General features: G+C 49.3%; 17 protein-coding genes. 10 read left to right on the plus strand and 7 right to left on the minus strand.

Annotated features, from left to right (window positions below):
• Positions 1 to 83: 83 nt before the first annotated feature.
• Complete coding sequence (locus OCV59_RS11390; RefSeq protein ID WP_147594561.1) at positions 84 to 1,196, plus strand: 5-methyltetrahydropteroyltriglutamate--homocysteine S-methyltransferase; 1,113 nt, start codon at positions 84 to 86, stop codon at positions 1,194 to 1,196.
• Between the two features lie 517 nt (positions 1,197 to 1,713).
• Here OCV59_RS11390 and OCV59_RS11395 read toward each other — a convergent pair.
• The gene (locus OCV59_RS11395; RefSeq protein WP_147594562.1) at positions 1,714 to 2,925 is read right to left on the minus strand and encodes an AraC family transcriptional regulator; all 1,212 of its coding nucleotides are present in this window, start codon (positions 2,923 to 2,925) and stop codon (positions 1,714 to 1,716) included.
• A gap of 471 nt (positions 2,926 to 3,396) precedes the next feature.
• Here OCV59_RS11395 and OCV59_RS11400 point away from each other — a divergent pair, with 471 nt between their 5' ends.
• The 5 genes from OCV59_RS11400 to OCV59_RS11420 all read left to right on the plus strand — a co-directional run bounded on the left by OCV59_RS11400 (position 3,397) and on the right by OCV59_RS11420 (position 10,713).
• Entirely contained in the window at positions 3,397 to 5,172 is a 1,776-nt protein-coding gene (locus OCV59_RS11400) for an amidohydrolase (protein WP_147594563.1), read from the plus strand.
• 201 nt (positions 5,173 to 5,373) lie between these two features.
• Positions 5,374 to 6,738, plus strand: coding sequence for an APC family permease (locus OCV59_RS11405; RefSeq protein WP_147594564.1), 1,365 nt, complete (start codon positions 5,374 to 5,376; stop codon positions 6,736 to 6,738).
• A gap of 161 nt (positions 6,739 to 6,899) precedes the next feature.
• On the plus strand, positions 6,900 to 8,270 hold the full coding sequence (locus OCV59_RS11410; protein WP_147594565.1) for an APC family permease: 1,371 nt from the start codon (positions 6,900 to 6,902) through the stop codon (positions 8,268 to 8,270).
• A gap of 110 nt (positions 8,271 to 8,380) precedes the next feature.
• On the plus strand, positions 8,381 to 10,084 hold the full coding sequence (locus OCV59_RS11415) for an amidohydrolase (protein WP_147594566.1): 1,704 nt from the start codon (positions 8,381 to 8,383) through the stop codon (positions 10,082 to 10,084).
• A gap of 185 nt (positions 10,085 to 10,269) precedes the next feature.
• Positions 10,270 to 10,713 (plus strand): DUF3237 domain-containing protein, encoded by a 444-nt coding sequence (locus OCV59_RS11420; RefSeq protein ID WP_147594567.1) that lies wholly within the window; start codon positions 10,270 to 10,272, stop codon positions 10,711 to 10,713.
• A 278-nt stretch (positions 10,714 to 10,991) separates the two neighbouring features.
• Here the strand turns inward: OCV59_RS11420 and OCV59_RS11425 are convergent, their stop codons facing one another.
• A complete protein-coding gene (locus OCV59_RS11425) occupies positions 10,992 to 12,563 on the minus strand; it encodes an AraC family transcriptional regulator (RefSeq protein WP_147594568.1) in 1,572 nt (523 codons plus the stop codon).
• Between the two features lie 237 nt (positions 12,564 to 12,800).
• Here OCV59_RS11425 and OCV59_RS11430 point away from each other — a divergent pair, with 237 nt between their 5' ends.
• The gene (locus OCV59_RS11430) at positions 12,801 to 13,688 is read left to right on the plus strand and encodes a carbon-nitrogen hydrolase (protein ID WP_147594569.1); all 888 of its coding nucleotides are present in this window, start codon (positions 12,801 to 12,803) and stop codon (positions 13,686 to 13,688) included.
• A 551-nt stretch (positions 13,689 to 14,239) separates the two neighbouring features.
• Here OCV59_RS11430 and OCV59_RS11435 read toward each other — a convergent pair.
• Complete coding sequence (locus tag OCV59_RS11435) at positions 14,240 to 15,484, minus strand: metal-dependent hydrolase family protein (protein ID WP_147594570.1); 1,245 nt, start codon at positions 15,482 to 15,484, stop codon at positions 14,240 to 14,242.
• Positions 15,485 to 15,777: 293 nt separating this feature from the next.
• Here OCV59_RS11435 and OCV59_RS11440 point away from each other — a divergent pair, with 293 nt between their 5' ends.
• Both OCV59_RS11440 and OCV59_RS11445 read left to right on the plus strand, forming a co-directional pair.
• Entirely contained in the window at positions 15,778 to 16,794 is a 1,017-nt protein-coding gene (locus OCV59_RS11440; protein WP_147594571.1) for an SPFH domain-containing protein, read from the plus strand.
• A 40-nt stretch (positions 16,795 to 16,834) separates the two neighbouring features.
• Complete coding sequence (locus OCV59_RS11445; protein WP_147594572.1) at positions 16,835 to 17,107, plus strand: hypothetical protein; 273 nt, start codon at positions 16,835 to 16,837, stop codon at positions 17,105 to 17,107.
• A 94-nt stretch (positions 17,108 to 17,201) separates the two neighbouring features.
• Here the strand turns inward: OCV59_RS11445 and ilvD are convergent, their stop codons facing one another.
• The 4 genes from ilvD to ilvB all read right to left on the minus strand — a co-directional run bounded on the left by ilvD (position 17,202) and on the right by ilvB (position 22,569).
• The gene (gene ilvD, locus OCV59_RS11450; protein WP_147594573.1) at positions 17,202 to 18,860 is read right to left on the minus strand and encodes a dihydroxy-acid dehydratase; all 1,659 of its coding nucleotides are present in this window, start codon (positions 18,858 to 18,860) and stop codon (positions 17,202 to 17,204) included.
• Between the two features lie 363 nt (positions 18,861 to 19,223).
• On the minus strand, positions 19,224 to 20,219 hold the full coding sequence (gene ilvC, locus OCV59_RS11455) for a ketol-acid reductoisomerase (protein WP_147594574.1): 996 nt from the start codon (positions 20,217 to 20,219) through the stop codon (positions 19,224 to 19,226).
• Positions 20,220 to 20,381: 162 nt separating this feature from the next.
• On the minus strand, positions 20,382 to 20,897 hold the full coding sequence (gene ilvN / locus OCV59_RS11460; RefSeq protein ID WP_147594575.1) for an acetolactate synthase small subunit: 516 nt from the start codon (positions 20,895 to 20,897) through the stop codon (positions 20,382 to 20,384).
• 10 nt (positions 20,898 to 20,907) lie between these two features.
• Positions 20,908 to 22,569 (minus strand): biosynthetic-type acetolactate synthase large subunit, encoded by a 1,662-nt coding sequence (gene ilvB / locus OCV59_RS11465; RefSeq protein ID WP_147594576.1) that lies wholly within the window; start codon positions 22,567 to 22,569, stop codon positions 20,908 to 20,910.
• A gap of 635 nt (positions 22,570 to 23,204) precedes the next feature.
• Here ilvB and OCV59_RS11470 point away from each other — a divergent pair.
• Positions 23,205 to 23,372 carry a hypothetical protein gene (locus OCV59_RS11470; RefSeq protein WP_262584377.1) on the plus strand — a complete coding sequence of 56 codons (168 nt, stop codon included), beginning with the start codon at positions 23,205 to 23,207 and terminating at the stop codon, positions 23,370 to 23,372.
• The last annotated feature ends 292 nt before the right edge of the window (positions 23,373 to 23,664 follow it).

The raw sequence follows: 23,664 nt of genomic DNA on the forward strand, positions 1-23,664 counted from the left end.
GCTGTTTTATTGTATTTTACACACAGAACCTATGAACGTATAATCTACTCATAGCAAAGAACAGTATTTGGGAGGAGCAAATCATGAGTAGATTACAGACACCGTTTCGTTATGATTTTGTAGGAAGTTTCCTGCGTCCGGAGAAGCTGAAGGAGGCAAGGAGGCTGTTTGCAGAAGGAAAAATAGATCAGCAGGAGCTCGATCGGGTGACAGAAGATGCTGTCCGCGACGTAGTTGCAAAGCAGAAAGCTGCGGGCTATCACGTCATCACCGACGGAGAGTTCAGAAGAGCATACTGGCATCTCGATTTCATGTGGGGATTTGAAGGGGTAGATCACAGGCCGGGAGGCGGCGTGCAGTTCAATGAAGAAGTAGCTGCGCTGGATGACACATGGCTCACAGGAAAGATCAAAGCGAAACCGCATCCTTTCGTTGAGTATTTCAGATTCCTGAAGCAGTTTGAAGACGAGAACACAGTGGCGAAATACACGATACCGGCGCCGGCGCAGATGTTCCAGCAGATGATCATACCGGTGAATATCATTTCGACGAGAAAGTTCTACAAGGACAACGACGAGCTCATCAATGATATCGGGAAGGCATATCAGGAAGTCATCAGACAGTTCTACGACGCAGGCTGCCGCAATCTGCAGCTTGACGACTGTACATGGGGAGCCATAGTCGGAGATACAGCAGAGGCAAGATACAAGGCGACTGGAATGGATCTTGAAGAGATCAAAGCGCAGCTCCTCAGAGTCAATAATCTGGCACTCGAAGGAAAGCCTGAAGACATGATAATCAATTCACATATCTGCAGAGGCAATTATCACTCTACTTTCTTCGGAAAGGGCGCATATGACTCGGTCGCAGACTATGTATTCGCTCAGGAAAACGTAGATGCGCTTTATCTGGAATATGATGACGAGCGTTCCGGCGGTTTCGCTCCGCTCGCGAAAGTGTCGCCGGATAAGAAAGTGGTCCTCGGTCTCATAACTACCAAGACACCGGAGCTTGAAGACAAAGAGACCGTCATCAGGAGGATCCACCAGGCGGCAAAATACATCCCGCTCGAAAGACTCTGCCTCAGCCCGCAGTGCGGATTCGCATCATGCGAGATCGGCAACAAGCTGACAGAAGAGCAGCAGTGGGCAAAACTTGCACTGGTAAAAGAGATCGCAGAAGAAGTCTGGGGTTAGATATAAAAAATGCTTTCATTTGGGTTCCAGGCGCGGCCGGTCGTTGTGACGACCGGCCATTGTGATGGCGGCTGATGGCTGGCCGTTATGACGTTCGTCTGATGCTCAGTTCAGCGATTACCAAGATCGGGCTTCGGCGTTATCCTATTTGGTAAAATCGCTGCAATATCCTATTGTTTAAAAAGGCCGTTTACCAAAAGACTGATTTCTTCTATTATTTTTTGGTAATTTTCTTATGAAAATATCGCTGTTTTCACGTAAAAAATACCAAGAATTAGCTATCAGACTGTAATTCTTGGTATTTACCGTTAAAAAAATCGCTGAAAAGCCGCTGATTTTACCAAGAACAGTGGTCAGGCAATGGAGTTTTGGTACTGGAAGGCCGCTGAGTGACTCTTTGGCTGGCCATCCAGCCAGTCAATCGGTTCATGGTATCCCGGGACCTTCCTTCGCCACTCATTGCGCAACAATATAACCAATATACCGCCATCCAGCCCGGTATCGCATACTTGCGCTGTCATGCCTTCTCGATCGGCAGTCCCTTGAACGGGATGTACGGCATCAGCCATAGCTCCGGCACCTGCAGCTGAGCGAAATAGAATGAGATGAAATGCTCGAGATCCTCTTTCACAGCAGGGATATCGTAATAGATGTTTTCATCGGCAGAAGCGGCCAGTTCACGCAGTTTCTTACGGTACTGATGCGGAGTGAGACCGTTCCACATCTTGAAGACCTTGTAAAAATACATCGGCGCGGAAAACCCGACTTCATAGGAGATCTCAGAGATGTTCCGGTTGGTTTCAAGCAGGATACTGGCAGATTTATATGCTCTGATATCGTTGACGAATTTTGAAAATCCGACCTCGGATGTCTTTTTGAAAAATCGCGAGAGATACTTGTAGTTGTAATGTTCTGTTTCGCACAGCCCACCCAGAGTGATCTTGTCGGAATAGTTCTTTTCGATGTAAGTGATAATGCTTTCGAAGCGGCTTTTCATCTCGTCCGAGTATTCAGTCGAGTTGGCGATGAAATAAAAATAGTGAAAATGATCCAGCATAGTCCGGACTATTTTTTTTGAAAAGCGCGCTGCTGTTTCGGCGCGCGGCAGCTTCGGATGCGGGAAGCAGTAAAAGTAGAGCAGCGTCAGCAGCAGTCTCTTGAGCTCGGCAAGGTTCTCCTGCTTCGACTCAGGGATCGCCGACGGCTCGCATATGAAATACAGCTTGTCGAGATCCGGCTTTTCGAAGACCGGACTCTGCAGATCGAAGTAAAACGATACCATCAGATTCCCGGTATCATCAGAGCCAGTATCATACTGACCTTTCGCCGATGTGCCGGCACCACCGGCATTGGCATTGTGCGCAGGCTGTGACACTGCGCCGCCACCCTCTGTGCCGCCACCCTCTGCGTTGCCATTCTCTGCGTTGCTACCCTTTGCGTTGCTACCCTCGGATCCGTCAGCTCCGGATGTATCCATTTCAGCTGCCTCCGTTCCGGTTGCCGACATATAGTGTACGTCGAAAGGATCACACGAAATGATATCTCCATCCTCGAGCAGCATGTCCAGCGATCTTGAGCATATCCTTATCGGTCCTTTGAAGCAGTATATTATTTCCATGAAGCCCTCGTGATGATGAGGAGCTTCCTGTGTCACCGAGTATATCGATATCCCGACAGGCGCGCCGGGGATAAGATCAGGTATGATATTTCCGTTCGCTTTTTCTATCAAAATCTCACCTCCATCATACTGCGCGTGTACTGCGTGAGGCAGATCCGCGCAGATTTTTTTCCTTGTGCAAAGGATGCAGTTTTCTGTTCTCTACAGAGTATCGGCCCGCAGCATGGGATCAGCCGGTTCGCGGTATAGTATCGATCGGCCCGCAGCATGGGATCAGCCGGTTCGCGGTATAGTATCGATCGGCCCGCAGCATGGGATCAGCCCGGCTTACTGCAGGATATCGGCCGGTTCGGCGGGGGCCCCGACGGTCAACAGCAGAGCATGCCGGCTCATAACAGAGTTTCGATCGTCGTGCGGTCAGGCGATTCGCTTCGATATGCAGCTGCCGGTCAGGCACAAAAACAGCGATTTATATATAAAATTCTATTAAATTATACAAAAAACAGACGAAAATGTATATATTATTATCTGAAAAATTGGAATAGAATTACTTCGACGAAACGGAGAGAGGAGGTTTAAGAAATGACATTTGCAGATAAAGCACTTGTTAACGGCAAAATATATTCTCCGGATAAAGACGACAATATCATCAGAGGAGACACTGTTCTGATAAAAGACGGCAGGATCATGATGACAGGCAGCGAGGATGAGGTGAAGGAGCACATAGGTGCGGACACCGAGATCATCGACTGCGGCGGCAAGACGATACTGCCCGGCATGTGCGACGCACACTGCCACCCGTCGATCGCAGCCAGCGCATATTCCGGATGCGACCTGTTCGGGATCTACATACAGGACGGTGAAAGCGAGGAGGAAGTCATAGACAAATACATGACGAGACTCAGGAAATTCGTCGACGAAAATCCGGGAGACGACCTCATCAGAGGGACAGGCTGGGTGCTCGGAAATTTCCAGGGGGACAGAGTTCCGACAAGGCACGATATCGACAGGATCTGCAGTGACAGACCGGTCATACTCGAATCGTTCTGCCAGCACAATCTCTGGGTGAACACGAAAGCCATCGAGCTCGCAGGAGTCGACGAGAACACGCCGGATGTTTACGTCGGGAAGATCTACCGCGAAGAAAACGGCTACCCGCAGGGCATCTTCAACGATCCCGAAGCGATGGAGCTGATCAAGATGAACGTGCCGGGCTACGACTTTTCCGTGGAAAAGTACAAGGAAGCGTTCATGTACTACCAGAAAAATTATGCTAACAGATACGGCGTGACGCTCGTTCAGGACTGCATGCACAGCGACAATGCGAGAACTGCATTCAGAGAGCTCGCAGACGAAGGAAAACTCACGCTCAGGATAAGAGGGGTGTATCTGATGGAGCCGGGCAAAGCCGCGGAGCAGCTGCCTGAAGCAGTGAAGCGCAAAGCCGCAGGCGCCGACGATGTCGGCGATGACTTCAGGATAGACACCGTGAAGATGTTCGCGGAGGGAATGTTCTCTCTGATCGAGCCGTATGACGAAGCCTTTACGAAGGAAAACGGGCTGCCGGCGGACTACAACGAGCCACTCTACTGGAGCGATGATGAGTTCGTGACTACCGCAAAGGATGCGATGCAGGCAGGGTTCAGCGTTCATGTCCATGCGATGGGCGACAATGCGGTAAGGCAGAGCGTGGACTGTCTTGCAAAGGCGCAGCGCGCGGCAGGCTTCGGGCCGGAGGGAGATGCATGCTGCAGCTCCTGCGGTACAGCAGTTGCAGCCGGTGGATGCGGTGATCAGGCAGACGGGTTCGTACCGCGAAACGTCATAGCACATCTGATGCTCGTGAGAGATGAAGATGTGAAGCTGATGGCCGAGAACGACATCGTTGCGAACTGCCAGCCGAGATGGATGGTATACGATTCGGATATAGAAGGCATGACGCCGCTCGTGGGAGCAGAAAGAGCCGGCAAGGCATATCCGCTGAGAGCTTTCCTCGATGAAGGCGTGAAAGTGGCGTTCGGCACGGATTTCCCTGTTACGCCGCCGCCTGACACGATGCACGAGATACAGTGTGCGATGACGAGAACGGTATTCCCGGATGCGCCTGACTATGATAAATTCAAAGGAAAAGTGCTGGGAAGCGAGAAGCCGGCAGCTTTGCATGAAGCGGTAAAAGCGATAACCCTCGGAGGAGCATACCAGATGTTCCTGGACGATCTGACCGGAAGCATAGAACCCGGAAAATCAGCAGATCTCGTGATAATGGATACAGACCTTGAAAATACTCCGGCAGACATGATCTACACTGCCGAAGTCGAAAAGACACTTTTCAAAGGCAAAGTCGTGTATGAAAAATAGCCTCGAAAGTGGTGCGGCAGGTGGATGCGCATATCATGCCCGGAGCGCATGGAGCGCACGAGGCGCCGGATACAGCTGGCGAGCTGCGGCGCATTCGCATTAAATGTGGCAATGTATGCACATCGCTGTCTGAGGCATCGCAACCACCGGGGCCGGAATTTATTCATAAATACTGATTTATTTTAAAAAGGGAGGTTTGTTATGGAAGCTATGAATAGTGAAAAAACAGCTGAAAGAACAGAACTGAAACGAACGCTGAAGCTGCCGACGCTTGTATGTCAGGGACTGGCATATCTCTGTCCGGCATGCGTACTGATGTACTACGGGATCATCAATGTCCTCACGGACGGACACTTTCCGCTGGTACTCATAGTCGCAGGAATAGCGATGACGCTGACTGCGCTGAGCTATGCAAAGATGTGCAGGAAATACCCGGTTGCGGGATCGGTCTACAGCTATGTGAGCAGATCGATAGGGCCTAAGCTGGGCTTCATCGCAGGATGGGGGCTGATGCTCGACTACTTCCTGCTGCCGATGACATGCTATCTGGGCTGCGGACTGTATCTGAACATCATGATACCTGCAATACCTGTATGGGCATGGGTAATAATCGCGGTAGTATTCGTTGCAGCATGTAATTGTCTCGGCGTCGGTGTCGCATCGATAGTGAACAACATAAACGTTATAGCACCTATCATCGCGCTGGTCGTGACTGTGATATTCATCATCAAGTTCGTCCTCGGCGGAGGCGGAGCCGGAACTCTCATCTATCCGGAAGCGATCTATAATCCGGATACGTTCCAGCTGGGACCGATCATGACAGGTGCGGCGATCATGGCGATCGTATTCGTGGGATTCGACTCGGTAACTACGTTCTCTGAGGAGACGATAAATCCTGAAAAGAACATGCCTAGAGCAGTTATAATGATCTGCGTGGGAGCAGCGATAGAGTTTTTCCTCGTAGCATACTTCATGAACTGCGGATGGCCGTATGAACCGGGTGCGATCCAGGATCCGAACACAGCCATAACTGAGTTCAATGTACATATAGGCATAGGCTGGATGAACACGATATTCATCCTGATAAACACTCTTGCATCGATCGGATGCTGCATAGCAGGACAGGGAGCGACAGCGAGAATACTGCTGGGAATGGGAAGAGACGGATTCCTTCCAAAGAAATTCTTCGGATATATCCATCCTAAGTTCCAGACTCCTGTTAAGAACATACTGCTGACAGCAGTAGTAGGACTGGCAGCTATCATTTTCCAGGACAGCCTCATGAATGCGATGTCACTGGTAAGCTTCGGCGCTATTATGGGATTCATCCTGACCAACATCTGCGTTATCGTGAGATTCTGGGTGAAAGACAGGGAAAGATCCGGTGCGGCAGTCGTGAAATATCTGATCATACCTGTGATCGCGGCAGCAGTGTGCATATACCTGTGGCTGAACCTGACAGCTATCGCAAAAATAGTCGGCTTTTCATGGCTCGCTATCGGGATCATCGTGCTGGCTATAAAGACAAAAGGCTTCAAACAGCTTCCGCCTGATTTGAATCTATAGTTGTGAATGAATTCACAAAGTTTATAGTTTAAATGTAAAACTGCCGACAAACATTGACGTTTTCGTGTGATATTACATAAAAACGTCAATAAGTCGGCATTGTTTTACCGCATCTTGCAGTGTATTCTGAAAATAACAGAATTACTGGGAGGTGCGAAATAATGAATAGTGAAAAAACGCAACAACAAAATGGTGAATTCAAAAAGGTCCTGGGGATCGGTTCGCTGATCATATTCGGTCTGGCGTACATGGCGCCGACTGTAGTATTCAACTATTACGGTCCGCTGTCAGTAGCCTCCAAGGGCATGTATCCGACATGTTTTGTCATCACGGCAATAGCAATGTTCTTCACGGCATTCAGCTATGCGAACATGTCGCGTGAATTCCAGAAATCAGGATCAGCTTACGTGTATGTACAGCAGTCACTCAATCCGCATATCGGATTCGCAGCAGGATGGGTAATGCTGCTCGACTATCTGCTTCTGCCGATGATCTGCATCCTGTGTGTAGCTGTCTACATGGAGACATACGTTCCGGCAGTTCCTGCATGGGCATGGGTAGTCATACTCGTAGCGCTGCTGTTCGTAGTAAATGCGCTGGGCATCAGCGTAGCTGCAAAGGTCGATACGATCATAGTAGCTGCACAGCTTCTGATGATGGCACTGTTTGTCGTAGTGGGGATAATAACTATTGCAAAGGGCGGTATAGACGGAACTTCAAAAGGAATTATCGACGGTACTGCATTTTATAATCCGGAAGTCTTCGAACTGAGACTTGTACTTTATCCGGCAGCCATCCTTTGTGTATCATTCCTTGGCTTCGACGCAGTTTCGACTCTGTCAGAAGAAGCCAAGAATCCGAAGAAGGATATCCCGAAGGCTATCGTAATGGTATGCCTCGGTGCAGGAATAATCTTCACACTGATCGCCTACATAGCTCAGGTCATGTGGCCGGTAGGATATCAGCAGTTCGACGATCCGAACTCGGGAATATTCGAGCTTCTTGCGAGAATAACGATGATACCTCACATGGATGTTATGTTCCTGGTGGTAGACAATATCGGAAGCATTGCATGTGCATTGTCGGGACAGGCAGCAGTTATCCGTATCATGTACAATATGGGACGCGACAACATCCTGCCTAAGAAGTTCTTCGGACACATGAGCAAAAATGGAGTGCCTGTTTACAATCTGATAATAGTAGGATGTGTAGGCCTTGTAGCTATTTTCTTCACAGACAATATCCTGGGAGGCGTTGAGCTCGTAAGCTTCGGCGCGATAACAGGCTTTATCCTCGTAAACATTTCAGTTCCTGTGCTTTTCCTCAAGAAAAAGGGAGAGCGCGGCGGCAAAGCGATACTGAACTATGCTGTACTGCCGCTGATAGCGACAGCAGTATGCGTATACCTGTGGTTCAACATGGCGGCAACTGCAAAGGTCATCGGTATCATATGGCTGGCAATAGGCATCATCATCCTGGCGGTAAAGACAAAGGGATTCAGACAGCTGCCTCCTGAAATGGATATAGAGTAACGATTACGATCATTGCGGACGTGCCCGGCATTCAGCCGGGCAGTATCCGCTGATGCAGCTTTTACAAAAAACACAGATGTTAAAACCAAAAGCCAAAAGGTGGTGTTAAAATGCATATTTATAAAAACGCGAAGATTTACACGTCGGCAGGCGACGGTACTGCAGAGGTCCTGGTAACGGACGGACGCGATATCATCTATGCCGGTGACAGCAAGGGTGCCGAGGAGTACATGACCGGTGCGGACTGCGGATGCGGATGTTCACGGCATGCGGATGTTCAGGTGCATGATCTTGCAGGCAAAACGATCCTGCCGGGTATCATAGACAGCCATATACATCCGGGGGCATGCGCTGAAAGCACATGGCATGTCAGACTTCCGTGGACAGAGGATGCAGACGAACTGCTGGCATTTGTGAAGCAGTATACAGAAGAGCATCCGAAAGAAGAGATGCCGTTCATATACTTTGAGTATTATCCGACATCGATGTTCGATGAAAACGGACCAAACAAGGCTATGCTCGATGCTGTCGTATCTGACAGACCGGTGCTCTGCCAGGATTTCGGCGAACATCTCTGCTGGGTCAACAGCAAGATGCTGGAGCTGATGGGCGTTGACAAGGACACCCCGGATCCGAGCAAGCTGGAGATCTTTGTAAGAGACGAGAATGGAGAGCCTACAGGCTGGATCAAGGAGCTGGCATGGAGACATTTCGCAGATAAGATGTATGATGCTGTCGGCTGGAGGCCGCCTGAAGAGCTGACCGAAGATATGATGAAACCGTTCTTCGGCCTGATGAGAGAGAGCGGCATCACGGCTCTGTTCGATGCTCTGATCGAGACCGATCGCCAGATCCAGACCGTATACGAGATGGACAAGGCAGGGAAACTTCACCTTTACTACGATGCAGCTGTACGCTTCTGGTCATATGAAGATCTTCCTGAAAAGATCGCCAAGCTGAGAGAATATCAGAAGCTTTACACTACAGAACACATCAAGTTCAATACGATGAAGCTCTTCCTCGACGGAACCAACGAGAGCGGCAACTCTGCATCTTTGCATGAACATATACACGATCCCGGCAATTTCGGCGAGATCATGATGGAAAAGGACGAGCTGACGAAGTGCTTCGTGCTCTGCAACAGGGAAGGTCTCGACCTGCACATACACATGGTAGGCGACAGAGCGTTCAGAGTCGGATGTGAAGCTGTCGAGGCGGCGCAGAAGATCGCTGCGGAAAACGGCGAGCCGTGGGTGTGCCAGCCGATATTCGCGCACTGCGAGGTAGTGGATCCTTCAGACATGGGAAGACCTGCTGAGCTGGGCATCGACATCAACTGGAGCTGCCACTGGTCCGGCGGATATTTCGGCGAAGAGGCGATGAACTACTACACTGAGGAAAAATGGCGCAGGATGTATCAGTTCAACCAGATGATCGACAGCGGCGCGATGGTTTCTTTCTCGAGTGACGTCGTTACGGCTTACGAGATGCACAGAGCTTATCCGTTCTTCGGTATGCAGGTGGCTGCAACGAGGATCGACCCTGAGTTCCCGCTGGATCCTGAGAAGTATCCGAACAGCATGAGACCTGAAGCGTCGGCAAGACTTTCGGTGCCTGTGCTGGTAAAGGGCTACACCATCAACGGCGCTAAGCAGCTGAGATGGCAGGACAAGATCGGTTCACTGGAAAAGGGCAAGCGAGCAAACCTTATAGTGATCGACAGGGATCCGTTCGAGACTCCGATCGATCAGCTCAAGGATATCAAGGTTGAAGCGGTCGTATTCGACGGAAATCTCGTAAACGGTGAACTGTAGCGGATCCGGCATGTAAAGCGCACAGCTGTGAGCGCTCGGCACTCAGCGCGGTACGATCGCTGTGCCGAGGCGGTATGCAAAACACAGATGTCATGAGCTCAGGGATACGATGATCGCCTGGTACTCAGCCGACATTGGTGCGGCACCCTGTGACGCCTGTCAAAGAATTTATGGAGGAATGAAGTATGAAGAAACTTTTTACGATGTCTATCGTTCAGCAGCATGATATAGATATGGGCGAGACATGTCTCGGCGAGACTCTGGTTTCACCGACTGACGGCGGAGTGTTCGAGGGTGATGAGCTTCGCGGCGAGATAGTTCCGATCGGCATGGGAGCGACCTATACTCCTGCACCGGGGATCAACAATATCGACGGGCTGATGATGCTGAAGACAGATGATGGTGCGCATATCCTCATGGAAATGAAGGCGTTCCTGGATATAAACAAAAGTGTGGAAGAAAAACTGATGAACGGTGAGTATGTTTTACCTGACGAATATTATTTCAAAGGCACTGTGGATTTCAGGACAGGCGACGAACGCTACAAATGGCTGGAGCGCAAGATCTGCGTCTGCACATCTGAGATCGTGAACTGGGAACGCGTGGATACGACGGTATATCTCGTTTAAGCGGATATACTGCCTGAGCGTGAGCGGCCAGATCGGATAAACTGGCAAAGCTGATTCACCCGGTACAGCCGGTACGGCATGACGGCAGAATGGTAACAGCGATCGCAGCAGCCGCAGCGACCATAATAAAAAAGACAGATTCTAACCCTAAATATAGAAAAGTGTATACGTGCAGCCTTTTATGAGGCGTGCCGTATACACTTTTTGCATTCTATAATGCAGCAGGGATATCTCCCGGAGATATTCCTGACGTATCGTACAGCGGGAGCGCACGAAATCTACAGCTTTTCGATCTCCGCGAAGACTATGTCGAGCGGCCCGAGCTTTACAGAATATGTGAAGCTGCCCGATGATGAAATCATGCGCCATGAGATCCGAGGCGCGGACATCCGCTCGATCTGCTCTTTTTCATCGATAGTAAGCTGCGGCTTGAAGCCGAGCTGCTGCCACAGCATGATGCATGACGATGACGCTTCCAGCCTGTGCTCGGTTATCTTGTATTTCCCGGGAATATTGAACATGTTGAATTCGATGCTCTGCGTATTTTCCGGATTCTTGCTGAAAAACAGCAGCTGTGCGTCGGGACCGCTCTTGGTCATGATGTACCAGTCGCTGTGATCTGCGATCGTGTCGAACTGGTCTTCCAGAAACTCGCGAAGGTAGTAGAGCGGCTTTTTCATATCGTTGAATGTGAATGTGCCGTTTTTGCTTTTTGCAGTGTCGGTGGATATCGGCGGCAGCTTATTGGACCTCGGATCGCTGAGCATTTCACTGAGAAAATCCAGGCAGTCCTGCTGCGGGTCGTAGCCTTTGTAGAATCTCTTGGGGTCTTCACATTGCGCCGAAGCTTTCTGGAAAAGATCGAGCTTGCGGAAGTCCAGTGAGACAGCTTTTACCAGCTCCGAAGCTCCTGTAAATGCAGGCATCTCTTCATATGGTTCTATTGCATCATTGATGCTGTCGAACGGCATTTCTTTGACGAGCCACGGCTTGTTGCCGAGCAGCTCGTCTTTGTAGAGCTGACGGTACTCCTTCGGGTGGCAGCCGAACCAGCCGGTGAAGTTGTCGATGTAGTATTTTGCATTGGAAAACCCTACATTGGCGGATATCTGTGCGATGGAGTTGTCCGTGCTGAGGAGCTGCGGCTCCGACATTTCCACGCGGACCATGCTGACAAAATTCCTGAAGCTGTCTCCGACGAGCCGCTGGAAAAGATGCGACAGGTAATAGCTGCTGATATTTTCCTTTTCGGCGATCGTGGAAAGGCTGAGCTTGTAAGGGTAGTTGCTGTAAACGAAGCTGACGATCCTGCTGATACGCTCTATCTGAACGGGGTCCCTTGAGACCTGATGCAGGAATGTGCGTGTTTCAAGATCGACGCTGAATCCGCGGAAGTCCTGATAAAGAGCATCTATAAGCGCATGTGAGATCTCCGTGATGCGTTCCTTGTAGCCTCTCTTCTGTCCGTGGAGTTCGGATATTATCGAGAATATGTGGCCTTTCAGCACGAGCTGTTTCTTATATGTAGCGATGTTTTCGCTGACCTTTGTCGTAAAGATCTGATGTATCAGGTCTTCATGGTATTTTGAAAAATAGTCAAGGTTGAGGCTCAGAACAATGACAAGATTGTCGTCTGAGAGCGCACGGAAGCCGTGCACGTCAGCGCTGTGGATGAAATGTATGTTATTTTTGGTAAGTCGGTAACGCGCATAGGTGAGCTTGAGTTCTACTTCGCCCTCGAGCACGTAAATTATCTGTATATCGTCGTGGATATGCCACGGGCACTGCTGTATCTGCAATACCTGCACTTTTACAGGCAGATCTTTTTCATATTCGATTTCTCGAAGCATATGACAAACCTCCTTTTAGCAATTCCTTCAACGACTGGTTCTGGAAAAGGGTCTTAGTTGCTATTTTTGTATTATAGCACAAATTTTTCAAGTGGGGTATCACTCGTAGAATAATCAGAACATTTTTAAAATACAATAAAAAGGACAAGAAAGTCATAGATTTTATCATTCTGATGGTATAGAATGATAAAACAACTTCATTTGCAGATGAAAAATATATCGTAAAGGAGCAGGCTGATGAGAAAAGTGACGGTGGCGGCAACGCAGATGGCATGCTGCGCAGATGCCGGGATCAATATAGCAAATGCCGAGAAGCTCATAAGGGAGGCGGCTTCGCAGGGAGCGAACATCATACTCATACAGGAGCTTTTTCAGACGCAGTATTTCGCACAGGTAGTGGATTATGACAATCTTTCCATTGCCAAACCGGTAGAGGGGAATCCGGTGCTTAAACGGTTCTCCGAGCTGGCAAAAGAACTGGACGTGGTACTTCCGATCAGTTTCTTCGAGGAAAGCGGCTGCTGCAGATTCAATTCGGTGATGATGATAGATGCCGACGGCACATACATGGGGATATACAGGAAAACGCACATTCCTGATGATCCGGGGTATTACGAGAAGTTTTACTTCAGTCCCGGGGATACGGGTTTCCGTGTATGGGATACGAAATATGCAAAAATCGGAGTAGGCATATGCTGGGATCAGTGGTTCCCTGAGGCTGCCAGATCCATGGCGCTGCTGGGTGCTGAAATGCTGCTTTATCCGACTGCGATAGGCACGTTCGCTGTTCCGCCGGATCAGCTTGACGGCGAACCGGACGACTACGATCACTGGCAGAACGTGATGCTCGGACATGCGGCTGCGAACATGACTCCTGTGATCGCTTCGAACCGTATCGGCGTTGAAGAGATGGGTGACACGGCAGTGCGTTTCTGGGGAGCATCGTTTATTTCCGATAATCGCGGAAACAAGATCGCAGAAGCAGACACCAGGACTGAAGGCATTCTTACTGCTACATTCGATATGGACGAGCTGGCGGCATACAGAAGAGAAGTATGTACATTCAGAGACCGAAGACCGGATCAGTACGGCATACTCATGACGCTCGACGGCCGGATCAAATAATGAAAGCGGTTTGATCGGGGCAAGCCGAAAGCAGATCAATGGATCAGATAAAAACGAACCTGTCGGATAAAATCAAAAGAAATCCGGCGTGGAAATATCACGTGTGATATTTCCCTCATAACAAAAAAGACAACATCAAATATCCTCCGAACATCTCGGAGATGATATTTCTTCCATTTATACACAATAAAGAAGCACACCTCTACATACCCGGGCAGATAACCTCTGTTGAAAGACAGGCCTGTTTATGAAAGGTGCTTCTTTATTTATACAGGAAATATCGCTTTCGATATTTGAAATATTTCCGGAATACTTCCGGAATATCAACAAAAGTTTCATATGAAGATAAGTGGCGAAGACACTTTTTGTTTTTTTGAGAAATGTTGCACGCCGGGACGGCTTGCCTCACTGACTATGGAGGGACGTGGGTCGCATACAATCAAGGGGCAGGAGCTGCGGCTCGCGAGTTATAAGGGGCGATCTGTGAGCTGCAGCCTGCTGCCTGTGATATGCAACTTGTGAATTGTGACTTGCGAATCGCAAGCTGCAAACTACGATCTTCTGACGAATTCGCCTTCTTTCATGATAACGTCCATATTTTCCACTGCGATCGCAGTGATATCTTCGAGCGGATTACCGTTGATTACGAGAAGGTCTGCGCTCTTTCCTGCCTCAAGAGAGCCTGTCACGTCATCCACGCGCAGCGCCTTTGCACCATTGAGAGTTGCAGCGACGATAGTGTCCATTTCGCTTAGACCCGCTTTGCTGACGAATTCGCAGATCTCGCCGATCGCCGTATCTCCGTAAGGTGTGATCTTCGAATTGAATGAATCCGAACCGATCGTGAGCAGGACGCCTTTGGAGAATGCTTTTTTCAGGTTGTCGTAGATCCTGTTGAGTTCTTTTTCGGTGACCGTTTCGCCCGGGAATCTGTCGTGGAGCTCTGGTTTGTATGCAGGCGGGTATGTATTGAACCATGCAGGCAGGAAACTGATGGTAGGGCAGAGCATGATGTTTTTTTCGGCCATCATGTCGATCGTTTCGTCGTTGAGCTCCCAGCCGTGGATGATAAAGTCCGAGCCTGCTTTCACTGAATTGGATGCGTCGCCGAAACAGTGTGACCAGAGCGGTATCCCGCGCATTTTACATTCGTCTGAAACGGCCTGGATCTCTTCCATCGTATAGTGGGCGTCCATGCCGGCTTCCCATCTCCAGATGCCGCCGCCCGTTGCCCAGATCTTGATCGCATCAGGGTTTTCACGTATCCTGCGGCGGACTGCTTTTCGCAGATCCCACGGGCTGTCGACGCATTCCGCCCACGGGTGCGCCGCCAGGTTCTGTTCTATGGAAAGTCTGTGTGAATCGCCGTGTCCGGCAGTAGCGCAGAATCCCAGCCCTGTTGCTACGATGCGAGGACCTTTCATCACGCCGGCTTCGACCATGTTCCTGATATGTATGCCGAATCTGGAGATCTCGCCCACGGTAGTCAGGCCGGATTCGAGACATTCGTGTGCCTGCTGCACTGCGACTACTGCTTTCTGGATGTTGTCCTCGAGCACCCAGTCGTTGTCGTTTTCGGTGAGGTTGCCGGAAAAATGCAGGTGCGCGTCGACGAGGCCGGGTATGATCGTCTTGCCGGTGATGTCCACGACGTCATATCCCTCGCCTTCGGGGATGTCGCGCGCGGGTCCTGCATAAATGATCTTTCCGTTACCGACCAGAACGAGACTGTTTTTTACAGCTGCAGCTCCGGTGCCGTCTATGAGAAGTCCTCCTGTAAATGCTGTTTTACACATACTTGTTCTCCTTTCAAATATTTGTCGATCAAAGATCGACATTAAGGTTATCCTTGCAAAGGGTTTCATAAGTGTGTCGGCATCAGCCGACATCAGGTTATCCTTGCAAAGGGCTTCATTGATTCGTCGATCTATTACCTGCATTATATCACAGGTTTGAATATAGGGAAGTCAAAGTTTTGTCGATAATGCTTGACATGGATAGTTCGCGTGATATAATTGTGATATCAAAATGATATCACAAAACGCAAAAGCGATTTTGTCGCGTGATCTGAATAAGGGAGGAAATGAATATGAGCAAGACAAATAACGTTATTACAAGCGATATTGCAGAAAGAGAGCTGCATCCGGCGTCCGGAATGCTTATGATGATAATTGATATCGCAGGGGCTTTGTCTGGAGTGTTCCTGTGTATTATCTGTCCGGTTTTATTCCGAGGTTTTGCAGAAGGTCTGGGGATCGCAGCCGGACTGCTGCTGATCACTCTGTTTTCGATCATGTTCGCCGGTCTGAAGGTAGTGAATCCTAATGAGGCACTGGTGCTGACGCTGTTTGGAAAATATCACGGAACGATCAGGAAAGCCGGCTTTTTCTTCGTCAATCCATTCTGTGCCGCTTTCAATCCGACAGTGGAGGCTTTGCAGAAAGAAGCCGCACAGGATCCGGGGGAGACTTTCAAAAGCGGGAAGACGCCGAAAACAGCCGGGAAAACAAGAAATCGGAAGGTTTCCACAAAGACCATGACGCTCAACAACGCACAGCAGAAAGTCAACGATGTTGATGGAAATCCGGTGATCATAGGGTCGGTTGTCATCTGGAAAGTAGCGGATCCTACGAAAGCGGTCTTCAATGTGGAAAACTATTTCGAGTATCTTTCGACCCAGTGTGATTCTATCATTCGTAACTCTGCGCGTATGTATCCATATGATACGATGGAAGATGATGACAGTGAAATGACCCTGCGCGGATCCAGCATGGAGATCGCCGAAAAAATGAAAGCAGAGCTGCAGGAGAAGACGCGTGATGCCGGTATCCATATCCTGGAGGTGAGGATAACACACCTGGCGTATGCGGAAGAGATCGCAGCAGCGATGCTGAAGCGCCAGCAGGCGGCAGCAACGATCGCCGCGCGTGAACAGATCGTGGAAGGGGCGGTCGGTATGGTGCACATGGCATTGGAACGTCTGGAAAAGGATGATCTTATCCTGCTGGATGATGAAAGAAAGGCGGCAATGGTATCGAATCTGCTGGTCGTTCTCTGCGGAGACAAAGAAGTACAGCCTGTTGTAAACAGCGGCAGCCTGTATTAAAATAGAAACAGAACGCTTATCAAAGGAGTGGGGTTTCATAGTGACAGAAGACTACGGTAAAAAAGAAGAGCAGCTGCAGCAGCGTCTCCAGAAGCTGAAAGCTCTTGAGAAGGAGCTTAAAGAAAAGGAAAGAGCAGTCAGGGAAAGGGAGAAAAAACTGAAAGATAAAGACAAGGCCAAGAAACAGATGGTGCTTCGTCTGTCGCCGGGCTTGTGGAATGAGATCGCAGCCTGGGCAGAGGAGGATTTCCGATCTATCAATGGCCAGGTGGAGTATCTGCTCAGTGAATGTGTGCGTAAACGTAAAAAATAAGAGAGACCTCAGAACATGTTTTGATGCCGCCGGAGCAGGGCGGCACGAAAACGGTATCTGAGGTCTCCTGTTTTTTGTATTGCAGAGAAGCAGGCTATTCCATCACGGCGCCCTTTGCAGATGACGCTACATTTCTCATATATCGCGAGAGCCAGCCGCTTGTAACGTTTGGCGGCGGAGCCACGTAGTCCTTGCGCCTTGCATCGAACTCTTCGTCCGAAACACGCGCGCTGATCTTTGCATTAGGGATATCGATATCGATGATATCTCCCTCGCGCAGCAGTCCGATATTGCCGCCTGCAGCAGCCTCAGGGCAGACATGGCCGATCGACGCGCCTCTGCTGGCGCCGCTGAAACGACCATCGGTGATAAGCGCTACAGTCTTGTCCAGCTTCATTCCGGCCAGAGCGCTGGTAGGGTTGAGCATTTCTCTCATTCCAGGGCCGCCCTTAGGGCCTTCGTATCTGATTACCACGACGTCACCATCCACGATCTTTCCTGCGTAGATAGCTGCGATCGCGTCTTCTTCACAGTCGAATACCCTCGCAGGACCACTGTGTGAAAGCATCTCAGGAGCAACGGCGCTTCTCTTTACGACACAGCCGTCCTGTGCGATATTTCCCCACATGATAGCGATGCCGCCTGTCTCACTGTACGGCTTGTCGATAGGTCTGATGATATCGTAATTCTTGACGTATGCGCCCTTGATGTTCTCGCCGACAGTCTTGCCTGTAGCAGTTATCAGGCTTTCGTCGATGAGCCCTTTCTTGGTCAGCTCGCTGAAAACTGCAGGGAGTCCGCCTGCGTTGTTGAGGTCGTGCATGTGAGTGCCGCCTGCAGGTGCGAGGTGGCAGAGGTTAGGCACTTTTGCGCTGAATTCGTTGAAAATATCCAGGTTCAGCTCTACGCCGGCTTCGTTTGCGATAGCCAGCAGATGGAGCACGCTGTTTGACGAGCAGCCCAGTGCCATGTCGCATGCGAGTGCGTTTCTCAGTGATTTTTCATTGATGATATCGCGAGCCTTGATGTCTTTTTCGACGAGGTTCATGATCGCCATTCCGGCGTGTTTTGCCAGTCTGATCCTGCCGCTGTCGACTGCAGGGATCGTGCCGTTTCCCGGAAGTGCGATGCCGACTGCTTCTGACAGGCAGTTCATGCTGTTCGCAGTGTACATGCCTGAGCATGATCCGCATCCCGGACATACGTGCTCTTCGAACTCGAGCAGTTCATCGTCGTCTATCAGGTTTGCCTTTCTTGCTCCGACTGCTTCGAACATCTTGGAAAGGCTGGTTTCTTCGCCTTTTACCAGACCTGACATCATAGGTCCGCCGGAGCAGACTACTGCAGGTATGTTCAGTCTTACGGCAGCCATTATCATTCCGGGAACGATCTTGTCGCAGTTCGGAACGAGTACGAGACCGTCAAATGCGTGTGCCATTGCCATCGTTTCAACGCTGTCCGCGATCAGTTCACGGCTGGCGAGGCTGTATTTCATGCCGATGTGCCCCATCGCGATACCGTCGCATACGCCGATCGCAGGAACTTCGATAGGAGTTCCGCCTGCCATTCTTACGCCGGCTTTTACGGCTTCAGCGACCTTGTCGAGATGCATGTGTCCCGGAACTATCTCGCTCTTTGCGGAAACGACACCGATCAGTGGACGTTCAAGCTCTTCCTTAGTATATCCCATGGCGTAGAAAAGGCTGCGCATAGGCGCTTTTTCAACACCCTTTGTTACTTTGTCACTTCTCATTTTCCTTTTTTCCTTTCATGTATTTGTCGACTGCAAGTCGACATCAGGTTATACCCTTGTGGTGCTTCATATGCTATTTCAAATAGAAAAAAGCGGCGGCGGAAACGCCGCCGCCACTTTTGTTATTTCGTGCTTTGGTAAGAAATATGATGCGAAGTTATTGTTATTCTGCTGCTCCGCGCAAGCAATAGACCTGTTTTTTAAGCTTTATGGCAAAACTGCTTCTGTCTGGCCTTTGCAGGAAACCTCCGCAGGTGATTCCGCAGAATGCGTCTGCGGGAAGCACCGAGGACCAGTTTCCGGAGAAGGCAGACAGCTGATCAGCAGACTCTTTGCCGATCGGACTTGTAAAAACAGCACTGCCTATTTCTTTAACCAGCTCATCATCTTTCTGAGTTCTGCGCCTACCTTGCAGAGGAGATGTGAAGCTTCCTTCTTTCTTGTTGCGAGGAATCTTGCTCTTCCGCCTGCGTTGAATTCCTGGATGAATTCGCTTGCAAATGTTCCGTCCTGGATCTCTTCGAGGACTTTCTTCATTTCTTTTCTTGTATCTTCAGTTACGATTCTCTTGCCTGTTCTATAGTCGCCGTATTCAGCCGTGTTTGAGATCGAGTATCTCATCTTGTCGAAGCCGCCTTCGTTGATCAGGTCAACGATCAGTTTCATTTCGTGGATACATTCGAAGTAAGCCATTTCAGGTTCATAACCGGCTTCTACGAGTGTGTCGAATCCGGCCTTCATCAGCTCAGTAACACCGCCGCAGAGAACTGCCTGTTCACCGAAGAGGTCAGTTTCAGTTTCTTCTTTGAATGTAGTTTCGAGGATTCCTGCACGACCAGCGCCGATTCCGCTTGCGTAAGCCAGAGCGTAATCCTTTGCTTTGCCTGAAGCATCCTGGTAAACTGCGATAAGGCTAGGTACGCCTTTGCCTTCAACATACTGGCTTCTTACTGTGTGGCCAGGGCCTTTAGGAGCGATCATGATAACGTCGAGATAAGGAGCCGGCTGGATCTGGTTGTAATGGATGTTGAATCCGTGTGCGAATGCCAGAACGTTGCCTTCCTTCATGTGCTTTTCGATCTGGTTCTTGTAAATGGATGCCTGCAGTTCGTCCGGAGTAAGGATCATTACGATGTCACCCGCTTCAGCAGCTTCTTCGATTCCCATTACTTTGAGTCCTGCAGCTTCAGCCTTTGCAGTATGAGCTGAACCAGGTCTGAGACCTACTACTACGTTTACTCCGCTTTCGTTCAGGTTCATTGCGTGTGCATGTCCCTGGCTTCCGAAACCTATGATAGCAACAGTTTTTCCATCCAGTAATCCTAAATTACAATCCTGATCATAATATTTCTTTATCATTTTTCTGTCTCCTTTATATTTTATTATACAGGAAATATCGTTTGCGATATTTCCGGACTGTCAGTGAAAACTACACTTTATATTATAGCGAAGCTATATGCTTTTTCAAGCATTAAACATCGCTGCCGGCTGTAAATACCGGACTTGTGGCACGCGTGCGCTTTACATATCCACACCTTCGTGCCAGCTTGCACCTCTGCCGATCCCTGTGATACCGGTACGGCATACTTCTGAGATTTCGTGGCAGCTCATCATGTCCATGAAAGCATCCAGCTTGTCGGATGTCCCTGTGAGCTCGATGATGAGGCTGTTCTTGGAAAGGTCTACGATCCTTCCTCTGTATATCTCAACGACTTCCTTGATTGCTGAACGTTCTTCCTTGTCGGCTTTGACCTTGAGGAGAAGCAGCTCTCTGTAGATGCTGTCGTTTGAGTCGAGTGTGAATATCTTCTTCACGACTTCGAGCTTTGCTGTCTGAGTGATTATCTGGTGCAGGCCCTGTTCTGTTCCGGTGAAGACCACGGTGATCCTGGAAAGTTTAGGGTCATTTGTCGCCGAAACGGTGAGGGAGTCGATGTTGAAGCCTCTGCGTCCGAAGAGACTGCTCACTCTGGTAAGTACGTTTGCCTGGTTGTCTACCAGGATGCTTATTACTTCTTTTCTTATCTGCTTGTCCATTGTACGCCTCCTAACCTATGATCATGTCTTCAACAGTACCGCCGCTCGGTATCATAGGGAGAACTCTTTCGTTTCTGGCTATCGTGCAGTCGATCCATACCGGACCTTTTTCCTGCAGCGCCTTCTTGAAGACTTCTTCGAATTCAGTCGGATTGGTAGCCGAGAAACCTTTTGCTCCGAATGCCTCTGCCAGCTTAGGGAAGTTTGTTTTTCTTTCCGGTGTGGTCGAAGCATATCTCTTGCCGTAGAAGGCTGTCTGCCACTGGTAAACCATGCCGAGTACGGAGTTGTTCATGATGACTGTTATAATAGGAAGCTCCTGACTTACGGCTGTGCATGCCTCGTTGAGGTTCATGTGGAAAGAGCCGTCTCCGGTGAAGTGGATTATTCTCTTGTCAGGGCATCCGATCTGTGCTCCGATTGCTGCGCCGTATCCGAATCCCATGGTGCCGAGGCCTCCGCTTGTGATGAAGCCTGCTGTGTTTCTCTGCTTCAGGTACTGTGCCGCCCACATCTGGTGCTGGCCTACATCTGTAACGTAGAGGGTTTCTTTATCTGTAAGGTCGCATACCGAGTGAACGATCTCACTTGGATGGAGCTGTGCGTCCTGGCACTTAACATCGCCGCGCTTGTTCTTCCACTCTGTAGCCTGTGCGACCCATTCCTTGTGATCCTTTTTCTTGATAAGCGGGAGCAGTTTTGTAAGGAATTCTTTTACATCTGCTGTAACTCCCAGGTCGACGAGAACGTTCTTGTTGATCTCGCTCGTATCTATATCGATCTGCACCTTGCGCGCTTTCTTTGCGAATTTTTTAGGGTTGAGTGCTACTCTGTCGCTGAATCTTGCGCCCAGTGCGATGACGAGGTCTGCTCTGTCAACGGCCTTGTTTGCAGCGATGCTTCCATGCATTCCGATGAGACCGAGATTTCTCTTGTTCTCATATCCCAGTATGCCTGCTGCCATCAGTGTGAATGTGGCAGGGATGTCTGCGGTTTCGAGCAGCTGATTGAGCTCTTCGCCGGCATTTGATGCAGCTACGCCGCCGCCGAAATATACGACCGGTTTTTCTGCTGCGTTTATCATTGCTGCGACTTCCTGCACCTCTTTATCTGTAAATGCAGGAAGAGGATTCAAAGGAAGCGGTTTTTCCGGTTTATAATCTGTTGTTGCAGCAGTTACGTCTTTTGTTATATCGATGAGAACCGGGCCTTTCCTTCCGCTGTTGGCGATCCTGAAAGCGTTTCTCAGTGCGTCAGCCAGATCTTCTATCCTGTTTACGAAGAAGGTGTGCTTTGTTATAGGCATTGCGACACCTGTGATGCATATTTCCTGGAAGGCGTCTCGGCCTATCAGGCTGTCAGGTACGTTTGCTGTTATGGCGATCATCGGGATGCTGTCCATAAAAGCAGTGGCGATTCCTGTCACCAGGTTTGTCGCTCCGGGACCGCTGGTGGCAAAGACGACGCCCGTTTTACCTGTTGCCCTGTAATATCCGTCAGCAGCATGAGCTGCACCCTGTTCGTGAGCCGTCAATATGTGCCTGATCTTGTCTCTGTATTCATACAATGCGTCGTACAGGTTGAGCGCAGCGCCTCCGGGATATCCGAATACTGTGTCAACTCCGTGCTCCAGTAAGATCTCAGCAACCAGTTGTGATCCTGTTACTCTCATTTTTTCCTCCTTGGTAATCTTTTTTTCTTGTGCTACCACTCATTATATATGGTTTCCGCAGAAAATCAACATGTTTTTTGCGAAATTTGTGCAAAAATACAAAGGAATTTCAAAAAAGTAGTTTTTAAATACAAAAAAGACGGAAAATTTGTATTTTGTCAGCCTTGAGATGTGAGGGCGGCATTCAATGGAGGTGTAAAGGGCAGTGCCGAGTGCGAACGCGTGCATTTATGGAGATGCAAAGGGCAGTCGCGAGCGTGCAGCCGGGGAGGCTGCATGGGTGCGGGCTTTTGGCAGCGGGGTGGCGATGAGTGTACGGGATGCCAGCGTGCATGTCTGAATGTCGGCAAGTGTTTCGGATACCAAAACTGCAGCATAAAAGATGTGGCTTTGGTATTTTTCTTTGATTTTTATAAGAGATCCTGGACTGCTTTACCAAGAACTCATTTTCAGACGAGATATTTTGGTAAACTTTTTTGAAATATCGCAGTGTTTTCTAAGAAAAATTACCAAAAGGATTTGGATGATCGATGATTTTTGGTAACGAACCCATTTGAAATGGCAGAAAAACCGGCTTTTTTACTAAAAATACAATGATGGATTGCATTTTTTGGTATCGGAGGCCGCGGGATGCTTTGCCTGCAGATGAGATGAATGGAAGCGAAAACGGAAAACCGGATTCAGACTATACTTATTATATAGAAGTGGCTGCAAGGGTGAATCCGAAGCTGATGCAGCTGGCGCAGAAGGACAGCTGCAGAGCTTTTATACCTGAAAAACGAAAACCTGAAGTTAAATACTAAAAGGTATCGCGATAGGGCGCGTATCTTGTGAAGAAGCCGGAAGTGTCCGGAGGTAATAATAAATCTGTATTCGGGAGCGGATTTATTTTGCTCGCAAAGCTGGTTTTTTGTAGGATTACAATACATGTGTTACAACTAAATAAAGAAAAAGCGGAAACTTCAATTCTGTGTTAAAGTTAAGTTACCACACAAAACCATACACTGGAGGTTTCCGCATGACAAGTATAACACAAGATATGAAGTACCGTCTATCCCTGATCAAATATGCTGAAAAATACGGTGTTACAAAAGC

The sequence above is a fragment of the Brotomerdimonas butyrica genome, from assembly GCF_025567305.1.
In the GTDB taxonomy this organism is placed as follows: Bacteria; Bacillota; Clostridia; order Peptostreptococcales; family Anaerovoracaceae; genus Lentihominibacter; species Lentihominibacter butyricus.